Annotated in this window: 14 protein-coding genes and 1 pseudogene; 8 read left to right on the top strand and 7 right to left on the bottom strand. The window is 32.5% G+C overall.

Annotation, left to right across the window (positions count from 1 at the left end):
- Nucleotides 1-3: 3 nt before the first annotated feature.
- Both Q7I96_05895 and Q7I96_05890 read left to right on the top strand, forming a co-directional pair.
- Nucleotides 4-1008 carry a nitrogen fixation protein NifH gene (locus tag Q7I96_05895; protein ID MDO9627139.1) on the top strand — a complete coding sequence of 335 codons (1005 nt, stop codon included), beginning with the start codon at nucleotides 4-6 and terminating at the stop codon, nucleotides 1006-1008.
- A 125-nt stretch (nucleotides 1009-1133) separates the two neighbouring features.
- Nucleotides 1134-1728, top strand: a pseudogene (locus tag Q7I96_05890) (DNA alkylation repair protein).
- 36 nt (nucleotides 1729-1764) lie between these two features.
- On the opposite strand, the gene fumC reads toward Q7I96_05890, so the two are convergent.
- The 3 genes from fumC to Q7I96_05875 all read right to left on the bottom strand — a co-directional run bounded on the left by fumC (nucleotide 1765) and on the right by Q7I96_05875 (nucleotide 5919).
- Nucleotides 1765-3168, bottom strand: coding sequence for a class II fumarate hydratase (gene fumC / locus Q7I96_05885; protein ID MDO9627138.1), 1404 nt, complete (start codon nucleotides 3166-3168; stop codon nucleotides 1765-1767).
- Nucleotides 3169-3982: 814 nt separating this feature from the next.
- Nucleotides 3983-4462: a pyridoxamine 5'-phosphate oxidase family protein gene (locus Q7I96_05880; GenBank protein MDO9627137.1), complete on the bottom strand. Its 480-nt coding sequence runs from the start codon at nucleotides 4460-4462 to the stop codon at nucleotides 3983-3985.
- 89 nt (nucleotides 4463-4551) lie between these two features.
- Nucleotides 4552-5919, bottom strand: coding sequence for an MBL fold metallo-hydrolase (locus Q7I96_05875; GenBank protein MDO9627136.1), 1368 nt, complete (start codon nucleotides 5917-5919; stop codon nucleotides 4552-4554).
- A gap of 356 nt (nucleotides 5920-6275) precedes the next feature.
- Between Q7I96_05875 and Q7I96_05870 the strand changes: the two genes are divergently transcribed.
- The 5 genes from Q7I96_05870 (at nucleotide 6276) to Q7I96_05850 (ending at nucleotide 9226) form a co-directional block, all read left to right on the top strand.
- On the top strand, nucleotides 6276-7220 hold the full coding sequence (locus tag Q7I96_05870) for an ATP-binding cassette domain-containing protein (GenBank protein ID MDO9627135.1): 945 nt from the start codon (nucleotides 6276-6278) through the stop codon (nucleotides 7218-7220).
- 76 nt (nucleotides 7221-7296) lie between these two features.
- Nucleotides 7297-8064, top strand: a complete 768-nt coding sequence (locus Q7I96_05865; protein MDO9627134.1) for an ABC transporter permease — start codon at nucleotides 7297-7299, stop codon at nucleotides 8062-8064.
- 114 nt (nucleotides 8065-8178) lie between these two features.
- On the top strand, nucleotides 8179-8397 hold the full coding sequence (locus Q7I96_05860; protein ID MDO9627133.1) for a hypothetical protein: 219 nt from the start codon (nucleotides 8179-8181) through the stop codon (nucleotides 8395-8397).
- A 221-nt stretch (nucleotides 8398-8618) separates the two neighbouring features.
- Nucleotides 8619-8840, top strand: coding sequence for an AbrB/MazE/SpoVT family DNA-binding domain-containing protein (locus tag Q7I96_05855; protein MDO9627132.1), 222 nt, complete (start codon nucleotides 8619-8621; stop codon nucleotides 8838-8840).
- A 14-nt stretch (nucleotides 8841-8854) separates the two neighbouring features.
- Nucleotides 8855-9226 (top strand): type II toxin-antitoxin system VapC family toxin, encoded by a 372-nt coding sequence (locus tag Q7I96_05850; GenBank protein MDO9627131.1) that lies wholly within the window; start codon nucleotides 8855-8857, stop codon nucleotides 9224-9226.
- A gap of 569 nt (nucleotides 9227-9795) precedes the next feature.
- Here Q7I96_05850 and Q7I96_05845 read toward each other — a convergent pair.
- The 3 genes from Q7I96_05845 to Q7I96_05835 form a co-directional block, all read right to left on the bottom strand.
- Nucleotides 9796-10317 (bottom strand): hypothetical protein, encoded by a 522-nt coding sequence (locus Q7I96_05845; protein ID MDO9627130.1) that lies wholly within the window; start codon nucleotides 10315-10317, stop codon nucleotides 9796-9798.
- Between the two features lie 198 nt (nucleotides 10318-10515).
- Nucleotides 10516-11124, bottom strand: a complete 609-nt coding sequence (locus tag Q7I96_05840) for a PAP2 family protein (GenBank protein MDO9627129.1) — start codon at nucleotides 11122-11124, stop codon at nucleotides 10516-10518.
- A 92-nt stretch (nucleotides 11125-11216) separates the two neighbouring features.
- The gene (locus Q7I96_05835; GenBank protein MDO9627128.1) at nucleotides 11217-13670 is read right to left on the bottom strand and encodes an Ig-like domain-containing protein; all 2454 of its coding nucleotides are present in this window, start codon (nucleotides 13668-13670) and stop codon (nucleotides 11217-11219) included.
- Nucleotides 13671-14215: 545 nt separating this feature from the next.
- Here Q7I96_05835 and Q7I96_05830 point away from each other — a divergent pair.
- Nucleotides 14216-15712, top strand: coding sequence for a PQQ-binding-like beta-propeller repeat protein (locus Q7I96_05830; GenBank protein ID MDO9627127.1), 1497 nt, complete (start codon nucleotides 14216-14218; stop codon nucleotides 15710-15712).
- 346 nt (nucleotides 15713-16058) lie between these two features.
- Here the strand turns inward: Q7I96_05830 and gdhA are convergent, their stop codons facing one another.
- Entirely contained in the window at nucleotides 16059-17393 is a 1335-nt protein-coding gene (gdhA, locus tag Q7I96_05825) for an NADP-specific glutamate dehydrogenase (GenBank protein ID MDO9627126.1), read from the bottom strand.
- Nucleotides 17394-17497 lie beyond the last annotated feature (104 nt).

Raw genomic sequence — 17497 nt, 5'->3', positions numbered from 1 at the left:
AATATGGGTGGATGGAAATCATATTTAAATTCAGATCCCACTGAATGGCTCTTGGATGAAAATAATCCTTCAGTTAGATACTTTACCTTAAGAGACATTTTAAATAGGTCAGAAAATGATTTGGAAGTTAAAGATGCTCAAGAAAAAATAATGGAAATCGGTGTTGTTCCTAAAATACTGGATAAACAGGAAATTGGAGGATATTGGGGCCTTCCTGAAAATTTTTACAGTCGTGCTAAATACAAAGGAACCTCATGGCAGTTAATAACATTGGCTGAGCTGGGAGCTGATGGAAAAGATGAAAGAATAAGAAAAACTTGTGAATTTATCCTTAAAAATGCTCAAGATCCAATTAGTGGCGCATTTTCATATATAAGTAATAAAAACGGAGAAGGGGACTATGAACGAGTTCTAACATGCCTTACAGCAAATATGGCTTGGTCTCTTATTAAATTTGGGTATTTAGAGGATGAAAGAATTCAAAAAGCAATAGAATGGCTAATAAAATACCAGAGATTTGATGATGAACCAGGTAAAGCACCAAATGAATGGCCCTATAAAAGATGGAAAAGATGTTATGGTGAACGTACATGTCACAGCATAATTGTAAAATCTCTTAAAGTCTTTTCTGAAATACCTAAAAATAAAAGAACACCAGAAATGGTGGATTATATTGGTAAAGGGGCGGAACACATGCTTAATCATCATATCTACAAAAGAAGTCAACCTCCGACTTTAGGTAGTTTTAAATGGCTAGAATTTGGTTTTCCATTGATGTGGAGCATAGATGCTCTGGAAGTTTTGGGATTACTCACTAAACTGGGTTATAAAGATGAAAGAATGAAGGATGCCTTTGATATTATGATATCCAAACAGAATGATGACGGTAAATGGTTATTGGAAAATACTTTTAATGGGCGTGTTCAAGTGGGGATTGAAAGAAAGGGAAAACCCAGTAAATGGATTACTTTAAATGCATTGCGCGTTTTAAAAGGATATCATGGTTAAATACATTTTAATATGATTATTCATGGATTATTATAGTTTTAAATTATCAAAGATGGGTTATCATGAAATTTGAAGAAATAATAAAAGAATTAGAATCTCTTTCCAATCCTGAAGATGTAGAAGGAATGGCCAGATTTGGCATAAATCCTGAAAATGTTTATGGGGTAATACCTGAGTTAAGGTGCATGGCTCGAAAAATCGGTAAGAATCACGTTCTTGCAGAAGAACTGTGGGATTTTGGCTACCATGATTGACGACCCCACAGAAGTCACAGAAGAACAAATTGAAAACTGGGTACTAGATTTTGATACTTGGGACATATGTGACCAATGTTGTATGAATCTGTTTGATAAAACACCTTTTGCTTATAAAAAGGTTTTTGAGTGGAGCAAAAGAGAAGAAGAATTTGTAAAAAGAGCAGCATTTACCATGATGGCTGTTTTAGCAGTGCATGATAAAAAGGCCACGAATGAGAAATTTGAGCAATTTTTCTCGGTTATTATTAGAGAATCAAATGATAATCGGAATTTCGTTAAAAAAGCAGTTAATTGGGCATTAAGGGGAATTGGAAAAAGGAATATAGCTCTAAATAAGATGGCCATTGAAATTGCATTGGAAATAAAAGAATTAAATTCTAAAAGCGCAAAGTGGATATCTTCCAATGCTTTAAGGGAATTAGAAAGCGAAAAAATTCAAAATAGATTAATTAATAATAGTTAGGGTGTTAAAGCCAGACTTTTAAAGGGTAAATCATGATTAATATTTTATTGATGGATGAACCATTTTTACGGGATCAACTACTTTTTCAAATTCTTCTTTTGAAATGTAATTTAATTTTAAAGCGGCTTCTTTTAGGGTTAAATCATTTTCCAATGCATAATGGGCCACATAGGATGCTTTATCATATCCAATTACTGGACTTAACGCAGTTACTAACATTAAAGATCTTTCTAAGAAGTACTTAATCTGTTCTTCATTTGCCTTCAGGCCTTCTACTAAAAATTTCCTGAAATTATGGCATCCATCCCCCATTATTCTAATAGATTGCATTATATTGTAGATGAGGAGTGGTTTGTAAACATTCATCTCCAAATATCCTCCGGCCCCGCCCAGAGTCACGGCCAGATCATTGGCTATAACCTGAACAGAAATCATGGCCAAGGCCTCGCACTGTGTTGGATTAATTTTTCCAGGCATTATTGATGACCCTGGCTCGTTGGATGGAATATCTAACTCATGAAAACCACAGCGAGGACCACAACTTAGCATTCTAATATCATTGGAAATTTTGTACAGTGAAGCTGCCAAAGTTTTAAGGCATCCGCTGACTGCAATCAGGCCGTCATGTGATCCATGTACAGTGAATTTGTTAGGTGCGGTTACAAAGGGCAAACCAGTTAATTTAGCAATTTCTTGAGCAGATTGTTCACCAAATTCCGGAGAAGCATTAATACCAGTACCTATTGCAGTACCTCCTAATGCCAATTTATAAATATCACTTAATGAATCATCTAAACGCTTTAAATTATCATCTAACATGCCTACATAGCCTGAAAATTCCTGGCCTAATGTCATGGGAGTAGCATCCTGCATATGGGTCCGGCCAATTTTAATAATGTCTTTCCATTCTCCTGATTTCTTACCTAAAGCATCTCTTAATTGTATTATTGAAGGAATAAGTCTCTCTTTTATACCCTTAGCAGTTGATATGTTCATGGCTGTAGGGAATGTGTCATTTGAGGATTGGGACATGTTTACATGGTCATTAGGATGAACTGGTATTTTACTTCCTAAAGGTTTTCCAGTTAGCTGAGAGCATCGATTGGAGATTACTTCATTAATATTCATATTGAAATGAGTTCCACTTCCCGTCATCCACACATGGAGTGGAAACTGATTTTGATGTTCTCCATTTAATAATTCATCACAGACTTGAATTATCAAATCTTTTTGCTCATTATTAAGTTTTTTTTCATTGTAATTTACAACTGCTGCTGCTTTTTTTAAAATTACATATGATTCTATCATTTCACGAGGAATTAGGTCTTCTCCTATGTTGAAATATTTTAAAGAACGCTGTGTTTGAGCACCCCACAGCTTATTTTTCGGGATATGAACTTCTCCTAAACTATCCGTTTCTTTACGGTGCTTATTTTCCACTTTACCACCCTCAAACCAGAAATTTATAGAATCCATTTAAAAATAACTTTTATACTACTTTTCCACGGAATTAAAATAATAAAATTAATGAATTATTAAATCAATTAGTTTAATATCTGTACTAGGAATGTATTAAGATTTATTTAATAATTTTACAAGCAATTACTAAGATAATGAATTTTAGTGAATATGCTCACATTAAAGATTGGAAGTAATGATGCTTATCTGCTTTTCATGTTGATATTAATAATTTAAATCAATAAAAACTAGCATATATGTATGTGTTTAAATTAATATAAGGTTATACTAATTTTTTTATTCATTAATTAGTTAATAAATGTTTTAAATTTATTTAATTAGTTTAATTATAGAATTATAATTAAATATGCTTTAAATATTATTAATAATCTCATTTATAGACTTTAAATTATTATTGAGTTTTAAATAAACTAATATTTGATTTTAAATGAATAATATTGATTTTATCCTCAATTTGGAAATTTATTTTTTCACTGGAAATGTATGTATTGAACTTTTGGTGAAAATTATCACATTAACCTGACAAAGATGTTATACATTTGTGATTATAAGAGATGAACTAGGGTACCATGAGCTTTGTTGGAGGATTTAGGAATCCAAATTAACCATATCCCCCCAATTTTTGGCAATGTTTGGTGAACGGCCTCCTTCAAGCGAACCCAACTTTATTTTTTGTTTGATTTTAAATCTAATTTATTTAATACTCTTAAAAATTTTAAATATTAAATTTATTGTTGTTTTGTTAATCCGGAATGTATTGATATTCTATTGATATTTATGATTCTGCTTTTTTTATACCAATAATTGATTGAACATTAACTAACTTCCAAACATAAGAACACTCTTTTTGAACGAGACAAGCTAATGGATCCTCAGGAGAATGGCCTAAAGCAGCTAAAATATTTCTAGATAAACCCTGTGATTCAATAAGATTGGCAAAAAGCTGTCTTACTTCTTTTCGTTTTTCAGGTGATTGTTCTTCTATAATCTGACCTTGCAAGGTTACAAACTGGTAATTGGATAAGTCATCATTATATTCTTCTATTTCCACAGCTACCCTAGGATTTTTCTCCAATCTCTTGATTTTTTTCCCATATTTTGTAGATAAGAAATAAAGATGATTATCTTGAAAAACATATAGAAATGGGGCGATATATGGATATTCTCCAGTGAAGGCAATTCTACTAATGAAATTATTTTTGATAATAGAATCGTACTCATTTTTTTTTATTAGGGGCACTTTGTATAAACTCAAAACATCACCTTTTAATTTTTTTTAATTTTTTAATGAATTCAATAATTATTTATATAATTCATAATATATAGGGGGTTTTAATGATTATTTTATTTAACCACCGGATATTCGGCATTTAACCAGGCCCCCATACTACCTAAAACACTTTTAACGGATTTATATCCATTTTTTTGTAATATGCTAGCAGCAATAGTTGATTTATAACCAGAATCACAGTATATTATAACTTCTTGGTCTTTTGGAATTTCATTTAGTTTTAAAGGCACTTCTCCTACCCATATATTGTGGGAATTTTTAATATATTTCTTTTTATGATCATTTAATTTTCTTACATCCAGTAAAAACATATCTTGTCCATTATCTTGAGCTTCTTTTAACTGGTGAACGGACCATATATCTAAATTTTCAACTTTCATAGCAGCCATATACCATGATAGAAAACCATCTGATAAATGACCATAAATATTATCGTAACCTAATCTAATCAGATAACGTTTAATTTCATCCATTTTTTGCTCATTATCATCAATGATAATTATGGGATCTTCGTAATTCAAGAACCATCCTGCATAAGCTCCCAGACCTTCTCTCCAAATATTAATGCTGCCTGGAATGTGACCTCCACCAAAGCTGGTTGGCTTTCTAACATCAACTATTTGAGCACCTTCAGATGCCTCAGACTTAACTTCGTGTGCATTCAATGGGGTTAGATAGGGGATACTCCCCAATATTTTGGGCCCATTCTGATTGCTAATTTCCATTTGCCTAAAGTAAGGTGGAGTATAAAGTTTTTCTTCAACTTTTCTCTGAATAAATTCTTCTTCACTTAGCTGCAACAGGGGATTTGTCTTTTTTTCATAACCTATGGTGGTTATGTCTTGTTCCCGAATATCTGCTCCACAAACTGAACCGGCTCCATGGGATGGGTAAATTATGGTCTGATCTCCCAGGGGCAGTATTTTTTGCTGTATGCTGTTGTATAATAATTGGGCCATATGCGGAGTTTCTGACTTTCCAAAAAAATCAACCCGACCTACTGCACCGGCAAAAAGCGCATCTCCCACAAAAACCATCTGCGAATTATCAGAAATACTTTTATCTTTAATTACAAGCGATATACTTTCTTTAGTATGGCCTGGTGTTTCTAAAACTTCTAGTTCTAGAGAACCTAAGCTAAATTTGTCTTTATCGAATACAGGGTTTCCATAAGCAAAATCAACTTGTGAACCATGAAGTATTTTGGCCCCAGTAAGTTCTGCCAGCTCCAAAGAACCAATGATGTAATCTTCATTACGATGTGTTTCAAAAACGTATTCTATTTTGAAATTATTGGCCTCTGCCAGATCAATATAAATATCTACATCTCTTCGAGGATCTATTACGCTGGCTTTGCCATGGTCACCTAAAAAATAAGAATTATGGGCAATGCCTGCTGATTTAATCATTTCAAATATCATTTACCCCACCACCGGATTATAATTTAATCGATTATCACTGATTATATTATAGAGTTAAAAGTAATATAATTTTATTAAAATTCTTTTTGAATTAAATTGGATAATGGGGAAATTATTTGAAAATATGCATTTCAAATATTTTATTAATTACTTTATCAATATTTAAGGTAGAAGCTAAATTAATTGAATAGATTTAATCATTATTTGTGGGTTTAAATTAAGTTTTAGCTTAGAATAGTGCTTTTTAAATCATTATTTTGGGTTTAAATTAAGTTTTAGCTTAGAATAGTGTTTTTTAAATCCATTAAATAATCTATATTGATTGATATCATTTTAATATAAATCGGGGTAATAAAATGGGCTATGCAATTGAAACTAATAAAATCAGTAAAAAATATGATAGTTTCACGGCCGTAGATTCTATTGATCTTAAAGTACCTAGAAATAGCATATATGGTGTTTTAGGACCTAATGGGGCGGGCAAGACTACATTAATTTCTATGCTGTGTACTATACTGCGTCCTACTGGTGGTTCGGCAATGGTAAATGGTTATGATATTGAAAAACAGGCCAAGCAAGTTAGAGCATCCATTGGAATTGTATTTCAATCAAGAGCACTGGATGATATTTTAACAGGTAGGGAACATCTGGAAATGCATGCTGCATTATATGGGGTTCCTAAAGACATTCGACAGGAAAGGTTGGATGAAGTCCTGGATTTAATAGCACTGGGTAAAAAAGCAGATGAATATGTGAAAACATATTCTGGAGGAATGAAAAGACGGCTTGAAATTGGCAGGGGCTTAATTCATCACCCTAAAGTTCTTTTTTTAGATGAACCAACCCTAGGCCTTGACCCTCAAACCAGGGAAAGTATATGGGATTATATTTATGATTTAAACCAGAATCATGATATTACAGTCCTCTTAACCACACACTACATGGAAGAGGCAGATAAACTCTGTGATGAGGTGGCTATTATTAATCAGGGTCATATAATCACTTCTGAATCTCCGAAAAATCTAAAAAGGGATCTAAAAGCAGATACTCTTACTATTACTGTAGATTCTCCAGAGGAGTTTGTAGAAAAAGTTAAAACCCTAGGATTCATAAAAGAGGCATTTTCAGTGGATGGTGAGGTCAAATTAATGGTTGAAATGGGAGAAAACCTAATTCCTGCAGTTGTTGGATTTGCCAGCGAACAAGGATTCCCTATTCGGTCTATTGAGCTGGAACATCCCAATTTAGAAGATGTTTTTATTAAATTTACAGGTTCTAAGATTAGTAGTGAGGGGAAATAATGCTATTGGTCCGTTTTAAATTTTATAAATCTAATTTGATGTTTGTAGATTCTCAAATATATTTGGGGGCCTAGTAATGGCAGAAATTGAAGGAATATATACTATATGGCTCAGAGAAACCAAGAGATTTTTCAGATACCGCTCCCGAATTGTGACTTCTGTGGTAACTCCGCTTTTATGGCTAATAATATTTGGAACTGGTTTGGGATCAGCAGTAAGATTTGGTGGGAACATACCTGGTGGGTATCAGGCATTTATTTATCCAGGAATAATTGGCCAAACCATTCTTTTCACATCTATCTTTTCTGGCCTTTCGGTTATTATGGATCGCCAATACGGGTTTTTAAAGGAAATATTGGTTGCTCCCATTTCAAGACCCTCTATTGTATTGGGGAAAGCATTGGGAATCAGCACTGCATCAGTAATTCAAGCGTCTATTTTATTGATTCTTTCTTTCATTGTAGGGGTCGCTATGGATCCTCTGACATTCGTTCTTTGTATTATAATAGCTTTGATAATGTCAGTGGGACTTGGGGGTATGGGCCTGGTTATTGCCGCTTTTACAGATAGTATGGAGGGATTTAACCTTATAATGAGTTTCATTGTTTTACCTATGTTCCTTTTGAGTGGAGCACTGTTTCCCATCACGGGACTGCCCACATGGCTCCAGGCAGCAGTTTATATAAATCCCTTGACTTATGGTGTGGATGCACTGAGAGCCGCTACTTTAGGTGAATCAGCACTTCCTTTAGAAATAAGCATTATTGTAATCACTTTCTTTGCTATATTAATGATTTTAATATCTGCATTAATATTTAGCAAGAAAGAACAAAGCTTGATGTGAGTTTTGTTCTATTTTTTGTTTTTTTAAATAATTAATATGATCAATTATAATAAATAATGATTTAAATAGGCATAATTTATATTTAATTTAAAATTCATTTTTGGAGAATTATACATGAAAAAAGGTCAGGAAACTAGAAATCTTAAAAAAAGAAGCAAAGTAACTTTAAAATATCAAATAATTGCTTATGGAGTAATTATAATTGCTTTAACAGCTTATTTCTATATTTTGTATTTGCTAAATATTTCATCATCAATATGGACATTTTTAGGGGCCATAGTGATCGCAGTTATTGTTTTACCGTTAGTACAAGGATTAATTTATCCTAAGTAAATAATCAAAGTCAATAAGCTTAAAATAAGATTTTTTTTAACATATGTCCAAAATTTATTTTAAGAATTATGAATAGAACTAATCTCAAGAAAACAAATAAAAAATATTAATATAGTTCACTTAATTTTTATCATACTAAACTTTTTAAGGTATTACTGCCCAAATTTTGGTAGGATAACATTTCTAATATTATTGGATATTATTTAATTTAAGGTGAGATCATGGTTAGTGTTACCAAAAAATTTCAAGTGACAATTCCAAAAGATGTAAGAGAAGATTTGAATATTCAATCTGGAGATAAGGTAGTCTTTGTAAAAAATAATAATTGTGAATGGGTAATCATGACAGTTAAGTCCTTGGCTGAAATGATGGTTTGTGATGAAAACTCAAAAAATACAGATTCAGGATCAAGGCAGAGTTTCACAACTCAACTTGTAAAATAATTTGAGGCAATAATATGAAATTAGTTTTAGACACAGATGTGCTGTATAATAAGCAGTTCTTCAACTGGTTATTAAATTCTGATGAAGAAAAGTATTTATCGGCTGTAGTTTATATGGAATACCTTTATAATCAGACTAATATGGGAAATACTCCCTCAATGGTTGATACTATTTTAAATGAGATGAATGTAGTAGTGGTTCCTATTGGAACTGAAGAAGCAAAGATGGTTATTGAAAAATCTTCTAAAGATTTCGTTAAAAATGCAAGGGATTATGTTGTGGGAAGTACTGCTATTTTATTGGATGCCCATTTAGTAACTGATAATTTGGAAAATTTTAAATGGCTGGAAAATGTTTGCACTCCTGCTCAAATTTTAGAGAAATAGAATTCTAAAATTGCTTTTAACTTTTTATTCTTAAAATTTTTTTATTAAAATTATAATCTATAATTTTTCAATATTTCTTTAAGATTTTTAAAAATAAAAAAAAAATCATGAAAGATTCACATTAATAAAAATTTTAATGAATTATAATTATTCAAAAATAAAATCTTAAAACCTTTGATATTTTTACCATTACATGGATACCACATACTTTAAAAAATTCTATTTGAAAGGTAGTTTAAAAATTATTACATGGAACATCTAAGAAAACCACTACTTATCTACAACACTAATCATATCTACTACTAATAGTCAGAATTTTTTCAGTATTTAATTTCACATTTTATTGCAGCGTAATTATTCCAATTTTTATTAGTAATTAGAGTTTTTTTTCTCAATGCCCATCTTTTTCATTTGTGAAAATGATAAATTAATTTTTGAATTTAAAATTATTCGTATTGTGAAAAACTGTTGCTAAAGATTATGGGTTTAATGATTTAAAATTGATTTTTTATGAATTATTATGTTAGTAAATTCAAGGTGGAAATATAATTGAGGAAATTTATAAAATATTATATCTCACCTATTAAAAGTGGAATATTACCTACTAAATAGGCTAATAACGCGAAAAATATCAGATAAGCAATGCCTGATATAAAATGGGCTTTGAATGTGTTGTCATCATCATCATCCCGGCCCCAGTTGGAAACCACATATTGAAATTCGTCTGCAGAATAGAACTTCAGGTGATTTTCGGTGGCGATAATTGAGTGTAATATTTTTACAAAACCTAAAACTGACAAAGCGGCAAATGCTGCGGCCATAATGGGAAATGGGCCACTGTAAGGTGTAATAACGAATGCATATAGTATTAAAAGCCATATAACTGGAAAAATATCTATTAAAAAGAATCCTACGATGAATCTACGTATAAAACGATTTCTTCTCTTTTTATCATTTGAAAAAAATAGTTGAACATCGAATGTTCGGTATTTACGTATTAAATTCATTACAATCATTAAATAAATCCCGAAAAACAGGATTAATGCGTCTTTACCATTTAGTAAACTACCCATTGAACTACTTAAAACCATTATTTTTCACCATTAAAATATTTAAAAAACTTGTAATTATATTATATTTTATCCTTATCAATGAATATTTATTTATTATACTGTTCATTTCACAATTTCAAAAAAATTTGAAATATATTTATACACTCTTATGATATATTTAATTCTTTAATGATATTAAAGTTCTTTAAGAAATTCAATTAAGCTAAACAAAAAAAATTAAATAATTAAATTTAAGAATAGGATCATTTGGGCAGCAGTAAGTATAAAACCGAACAAAAATCCGACCAAAACTTGGGAAACAGTATGGCGATTTAAATATACTCGACTCCACATTACCAAAGGTCCTAATAATCCCAATATGGCGCCAGCCAAACCAAATGCAAAAATTAAACCCGTTGTAGGTCCTGAAATTCCCATGGAATGTATGCTTATCTTCCAGTATCGGGATATGACCATTACTATCATGGTATTGGAAAAATAGCAGAACATTAGTGCGGTACTAATGGGTGGAGCTTGCATCATGAAAAGGGCGATTGTGCCTAAAAAATAGGAAATAATAGCAATTATTAATGGTATTTTCCGATCTTCCTTTTTCAAAAGGTCGCGATGAATATTCTTTCTCTTTAAAAAAACTATTATTACTACGGCGGGCAGTATGCTGGCGAAAAAAACGCTTATGATATCTATTTTAATAAAATCATTGAAATTTAAGTAGTAAAAATTTATAATTGAAAAAACAATCAAGGCCAAAATAGGAGCATTACTAACATCTGAAATTAACTGGGCCTGTTTTTCATATTTTTTATTTTCTTTTAGATCGTTCATAAGTCTCCTCTATTAGAAATACTGGCCAAAATAATTAAAAACAAAATTAAAAACTATTCTATCATTAAAATTCAAAAATAAAAAACTGGGGTTTAGGCCCCTGTTTTGAATTTAAATGTGTATTTTACAGCTAACTTGTGTCCTGCATAGTCTTTAATGGCAGAGGACGGGATGTATACTGTGTAATAACTGTACTTGGTTCTTTTGTAGGTTTGTTTTATGTACAATGTATTTCCGGAAATCCATTTTTTAATGGATACATTTTGTCCACGGCTGTTTTTTACTACAACTTTTGACCAGTTAATACTGGACTTAATGTTTTCACTAAACTTGATGTAGATGGTACTGGTTCTAGAAACACCTTTAGCCGCATTTTTAGGATAAGTTGAAACTACTACTGGTGGTGTAACATCAATCACAGTTCCTGAAACTGTGGCAGTACTGGTTCCTCCGTGGCCGTCATTTATAGTGTATTTGAAACTTTCTGAACCGAAGTATCCTGCATTTGGGGTGTAAGTAATTATATTTCCATTTATTGATACTTTTCCATGTAGGGGTTTGCTGAAAATGGAAACAGTTAGATTATCGCCATCAGGATCCATATCATTTTTAGTGACATCTATCGCAGTGGAAACAGTGTTTAGAGTATTAAATACATCATTTACTGCAATTGGTGGATTATTAACAGTTATAGTTACTGTAGCAGTGCTGGCCTCCCCGTGGCCGTCATTTATGGTGTAGGTAAAACTGTCAGAACCTATAAATCCAGTATTTGGGGTGTAAGTTATGGTTTTATCTGGATTTACATTTATTGTTCCATGTAATGGGTTGCTGGTACCAGTTATGGATAAATTATCGTTATCCATATCACTATCATTTAATAGAACTGGAATGACAACGGAAGTGTTTCCAGGAGTCATTTTTGCATCATTTGCAGCAACTGGAGCATCATTTACTGGAGTAACGGTTATATTAACTACTGCAGTACTGAAACCATTTTTTCCATCGGTAATGGTGTATGAAAAACTATCTAATCCATTGTAATTAGAATATGGTTTGTATAATATGGTTTTATCTGGATTTACAGTCACGGTTCCATGTAATGGTCCAATAATCTTATATATGGTCAAATTATCTCCATTTTGATCAGTATCATTGTTTAATACTGGAATAGTAACATTGGTATCCTCAGCGAGAGTTACAGTATCATTAATTGCAATAGGCTCGTTATTTACCTTAGTGAAGTATATTTGTTCTCCAATGATATTCTTTCCTTTAATAAGATCGCTGGCACTGGATTGATAAACTATAGTTGTTCCGTCATAGCTAATAACTGGATTGAAACTTCCAGCATTTCCACCTTTACCTCCACTTCCAGGACTCATGAGGCCCATTTCATCATTAAGAACATCATAAACGAATATATTTTCTTTTCCATTGGTTATTAGGCCGGGTATTAGGTCTGTGGCCGTGGAGTAGAAGGTTATTATGGTTCCGTCTGCATTTATACTGGGACGTGAACTGTATCCATTTCCTCCATTTCCAGAGGCTCCTTTGGTTATGAGGATTAATCCAGTATAATCATTATAGATGAAAATATTTTCATTAGTGTTGGTTAAAGTCCCGTAGATCATATCTGTGGCAAATGAAGCAAAAACAATGGTGCTCCCATCGGCACTGATGTGGGGATAGTTACTGACACTGTTTCCTCCATTTCCAATGGCCCCATAACTTATTAAATAGTTTATTTCTTCATCCAAGTCATAGAGGTTAATATTTCCATAAGTTACGCTTGTATTGTCTTTTAATTTGCCATGTTCGGAAAAATATGCTATTAATCTACCATTAGCACTGATACTAGGGTATCTATTATTTCCTGCTCCGCTAAAGTCAGCTTCATTACTGATTAATGTGTTATTTCTTTCCCCAGAACTATCTATATAAGTAACAAAAATTTCGTAAGTATTTGTTGCTTTACTCATATTTTTGTAAATATTGTTGGCTTGGGATTCATAGGCTATAACCGTTCCATCGTAATTAATGGATGGATGGCCACAATCCCCATTTACCCCAGCCCCACCTGGCCCTTCGGTAATAAGTTCAGTAATTTCGGAATTTATATTGTAAGTGTAGATGTTGGCGGTGTTATTTATTACGCGTCCCGGTAACAGATCACTGGCACAGGAAGCAAAGGCAATAATAGTTCCATCACCACTTATGGTAGGGCTGTAACTGTCTCGGTTTCCACCATTACCTTTCAGGCCTTTACTAATTAAAATGGTTTTCCCTGAGCTTTTATTATACAGGAATATGTTTTCGTTGTAGGTTGTGGTTTTATTTGGTATGAGATTGGTGGATGTTGATGAATATACAATTAAATTCCCATCAGCACTTGTACTGGGAACTGTACTTTCATGATTTCCTCCACTTGAAATACTGCTATTGGATACTAAAGTAGTATTATATGCATTTGTTGCACTAACTGTTCCAATCAACATGGTTATTGTAAAAATAAGCAGTATTAGTATAGTTAATTTTTTAATCAATATATTTCCCCTCCTATTTTTTATATTAGATATTATTAATTTATTTTTGTGCAAAACAAAAAAAATATATTATTATAATTTATATTGTTTCTATATTTATTATGTATTTATATTAAAATCATATAGAAACTTTTTTAAGTAGAATATTTTGATTAAAATCAAATATTTAAAACGTATAAAATTAGAATTTATTGAATTAAATTAAATTTGAACTATTAATTCTGGTTATTAATTAATTTTAAAAAACGGGTTTGTTTGATATTGGTGAAATAGGGGCATAAACTGATTTTTTCACGATTTTTGATTTTTCACTGCGTAATTTCTTGTATGCTTTATCACCAACCATTTTAAACAAGTGAAAATATATTTTACAATTTTTATCATAAAAAATCAGCATCATAAAATAAATATTTATGTTATAACAATAAATTAAATTGTGAATTTTCAAATTGTCCACTTTCTTTATCATCATATAATATTCAAATATTTACAATGATAAAACCGGACAAGAAACTCTAAAAATTGTAAAAGGAGGTGAAAAATAGTTGATCAAAAAAGAACACAAATTAAAACAAATAACACTTGTCATGGCTTTGATTGCACTGATATTTATATCAATTAGTCCGGTTATGGCTGATTCGCCCGATACCCTGGCTGACAGTCAGTACCCTAAAGCCATGAATGACAACCAGAACACTGGACAGTCCCAGTATGTTGGACCTCAAAACAACAGCACAAAATGGAACTATACTACTGGAGATAACGACAGTCAAATAAATCAGGCACCATCTATAGGTCCCGATGGCACCATATACTTGCCAACTCGATTCAATAATGGTACAAATTATCTAGCTAATTTATATGCATTGAATCCAGATGGAACCAAAAAATGGAATTATACCATTTTAGATGGAATCCTGAATGAGAACTGTTACAATTACTTTGTAGGATCTCCAGCCATTACAGCTGATGGCACCATCTATATTACCGGTGAATTCCATGATAATACCCGAACTTACGGTATGGTATATGCCTTCAATCCTGATGGAACTGTAAAATGGAAATACATCCTCAACGAAGGAGCAGCAGTCTACATGAGCGGATCTCCAGCAGTTTGGACTGATGGAACTATCTACTTCAGCAGCAGCTATTACGAAGGAGGATGGAACGCTAAATTAAACGCGTTAAATCCTGACGGCACTAAAAAATGGGAATATGGTGTTTCCGAAGGACAGTATGGTGATAATGTACCATCTCCCGCTATAGCTCCCGATGGAACTATCTACTTTGTATATCACGTTTGGTCTTATAGTGACAGAACAGTTAACCTATGCGCATTCAATCAGAATGGGAATATAATATGGGTTTACCAATTTAATGGAGGAGTAAGATCACATCCAACAGTCGCCAGTGATGGAACTATCTATTTAGCAAGTGACGACAGCAAATTATACGCAATAAATCCTAATGGAACATTTAAATGGTTATATGCCGCTGAAAAAGGAGATTACTCTTATTTTGCAACAGCCCCTTCAGTATCTAAAGATGGTACTATATATGTCGGAGGTTCTTTCCAAGATAATAATAAGTATTCTGGCATTTTGTATGCAATTAATCAGGATGGAACCCTTAAATGGAGTTTCACCACTGTTCGTGCAGTTGGTATAGATCCAGTAATAGGTGCCGATGGAACCATTTACTTTGGTGATGGTAGTGCCTGTACTACATTCTATGCTTTAAACCCGGATGGAACCATTAAATGGTCATTAGCAGTTAATCCAAGTACTTCCGCAGCCTTATCTAGTGATGGTACCCTATACTTCGGGGTGAACATTGATGGAATCTTTTATCTCTACGCTGTTCAGGGACCAGGAGTTAATCCTGGAAACAATACCAACAACACCAACAATACCTCTGTTAACGCATCAACCACTACATCATATGACACCGTGGGAATGCAAAACACTGGAATGCCATTAACTGGAGTAATACTGGCAATTTTAATGGTTGTAAGTGGATTTATAGGTGTTAGTAAAAAGTAATAATGGGATTTTACATCCCACTCCCAATTTTTTTTTAAATCCCTAAATTATGTAATAAACAGTTCAAAATACCTTAGAACTGCTTGGAAAACTTTAATTTTTAATACAATCAATATATTTCCCTTAAAAAAAGTAAAATGAAAATTATTTTCCATGATAAGCTTGGTCATTAGAGGACAATAGGTGGTAAGAAAGTATATGGAACTTTTAAAAAATCACTCGGATGAGCACGATGATTTTGAAGTAAAGTTTCAATCCTTGTTTTATTGGAAAAGCTTCTGCAACTAATAAATTATATATGATTTATAAATATCTTACTCATAACAGAATATACGTATATTAGTTATTAGACAATTCCCTGAGCCATCATTGCCTTTGCAACTTTAATAAATCCTGCAATATTAGCTCCAACTACATAGTTGCCTTCAAATCCATATTCTTTAGCCATTTTATCAATATTTCTATATATTTCAATCATGTTTCTTTTTAATCTGGAATCAACCTCTTCAAATGACCAGTGCATATTTGAGCTTCTTTGGGCCATTTCTAGTACACTGGTTGTAACTCCTCCAGCATTAGCTGCTTTCCCTGGTAAGAACATTAATCCAGATTTTAAGAATAATTTAGTAGCTTCGGGGGTTGATGGCTTATTTGCTCCTTCTGCAACATATTTAACTCTATTATTAATAAGTTTTATTGCTGAATCTTCATCTAACTCATTTTGAGTAGCACAGGGAAGAGCTATATCGCATTTTATATTCCAAAGACCTTCACTTCCTTCTTTATAGACGGTATCAGGAAAATCATTTAAGTATTCATAGATACATTTTCTTCTTTCTTCTTTGATATGTTTTACAAATGGAATAGATATTCCATTTTCATTATAAATGTAACCTTTTGAGTCAGACATAGCAATGAGTGTTGCTCCAAGTTGTATAGCCTTTTCAGCTGCATATATGGCCACATTTCCTGAACCAGAAACTATTATCTTTTTACCTTCCAAAGTTTCTCCCCTTGCTTTTAAAGCTTCTTCCAATATATAAATAAGGCCATAACCTGTGGCTTCTGTTCTTACAAGAGATCCACCATATTCTATTCCACTTCCGGTTAATACGCAGTTATGTCTGTTTGTAATTCTATTATACTGCCCAAATAGGTATCCCACTTCTCTTAAACCCACACCAATATCCCCCGCAGGGACATCAATTTCAGGCCCTATATAATTACTAAGTTCAACCATGAAACTCTGGCAGAATCTCATAACCTCAGCATCGGATCTGCCTTTTGGATTGAAATCACTTCCACCCTTTGCACCGCCAATTGACATGCCGGTAAGACTGTTTTTTAAAATCTGTTCTAATCCTAATAATTTAAGAACTGATAAATTAACCGTCTCATGAAAACGAAGCCCTCCCTTATATGGGCCAAGTGCACTGTTGAACTGAACACGAAAACCTCGATTCACCTGTACTTCACCATTATCATCAACCCATGGTACTCTGAACATAATCACTCTTTCAGGTTCTAAAAATCTTTCTAAAATCTTTGCTTCCTGAAATTCAGGATGCCTTTCAAACACTACATTAAGACATCTTAAAATCTCAGTTGCAGTCTGTATGAACTCTGGTTCATAAGGATTTTTCCTCTTCAGCTCTTCTAATACATCATCTACGTATGTCATATCATCATCTTCTTATTTTAAAAAACATTAATTAAATATTTATGTGGCATGAAATTCTCATATCTAATCAAAATCTTAATGAATCTAATCATACTTGTTGAAGA

Source organism: Methanobacteriaceae archaeon (assembly GCA_030656015.1).
In the GTDB taxonomy this organism is placed as follows: Archaea; Methanobacteriota; Methanobacteria; order Methanobacteriales; family Methanobacteriaceae; genus UBA349.
The sequence above is the reverse complement of the archived record's forward strand: the minus strand, read 5'-3'. Positions and strand labels throughout refer to the sequence as shown.

What these genes read in the sequence shown, in the direction of transcription:
- Q7I96_05895 (MDO9627139.1), top strand. Translation starts at nt 4, where the DNA reads ATGGGTGGATGGAAATCATATTTAAATTCAGATCCCACTGAATGGCTC.
- Q7I96_05875 (MDO9627136.1), bottom strand. Translation starts at nt 5,919, where the DNA reads ATGATATTTGAAATGATTAAATCAGCAGGCATTGCCCATAATTCTTAT.
- Q7I96_05870 (MDO9627135.1), top strand. Translation starts at nt 6,276, where the DNA reads ATGGGCTATGCAATTGAAACTAATAAAATCAGTAAAAAATATGATAGT.
- Q7I96_05865 (MDO9627134.1), top strand. Translation starts at nt 7,297, where the DNA reads ATGGCAGAAATTGAAGGAATATATACTATATGGCTCAGAGAAACCAAG.
- Q7I96_05860 (MDO9627133.1), top strand. Translation starts at nt 8,179, where the DNA reads ATGAAAAAAGGTCAGGAAACTAGAAATCTTAAAAAAAGAAGCAAAGTA.
- Q7I96_05855 (MDO9627132.1), top strand. Translation starts at nt 8,619, where the DNA reads ATGGTTAGTGTTACCAAAAAATTTCAAGTGACAATTCCAAAAGATGTA.
- Q7I96_05850 (MDO9627131.1), top strand. Translation starts at nt 8,855, where the DNA reads ATGAAATTAGTTTTAGACACAGATGTGCTGTATAATAAGCAGTTCTTC.
- Q7I96_05845 (MDO9627130.1), bottom strand. Translation starts at nt 10,317, where the DNA reads ATGGTTTTAAGTAGTTCAATGGGTAGTTTACTAAATGGTAAAGACGCA.
- Q7I96_05840 (MDO9627129.1), bottom strand. Translation starts at nt 11,124, where the DNA reads ATGAACGATCTAAAAGAAAATAAAAAATATGAAAAACAGGCCCAGTTA.
- gdhA (MDO9627126.1), bottom strand. Translation starts at nt 17,393, where the DNA reads ATGACATACGTAGATGATGTATTAGAAGAGCTGAAGAGGAAAAATCCT.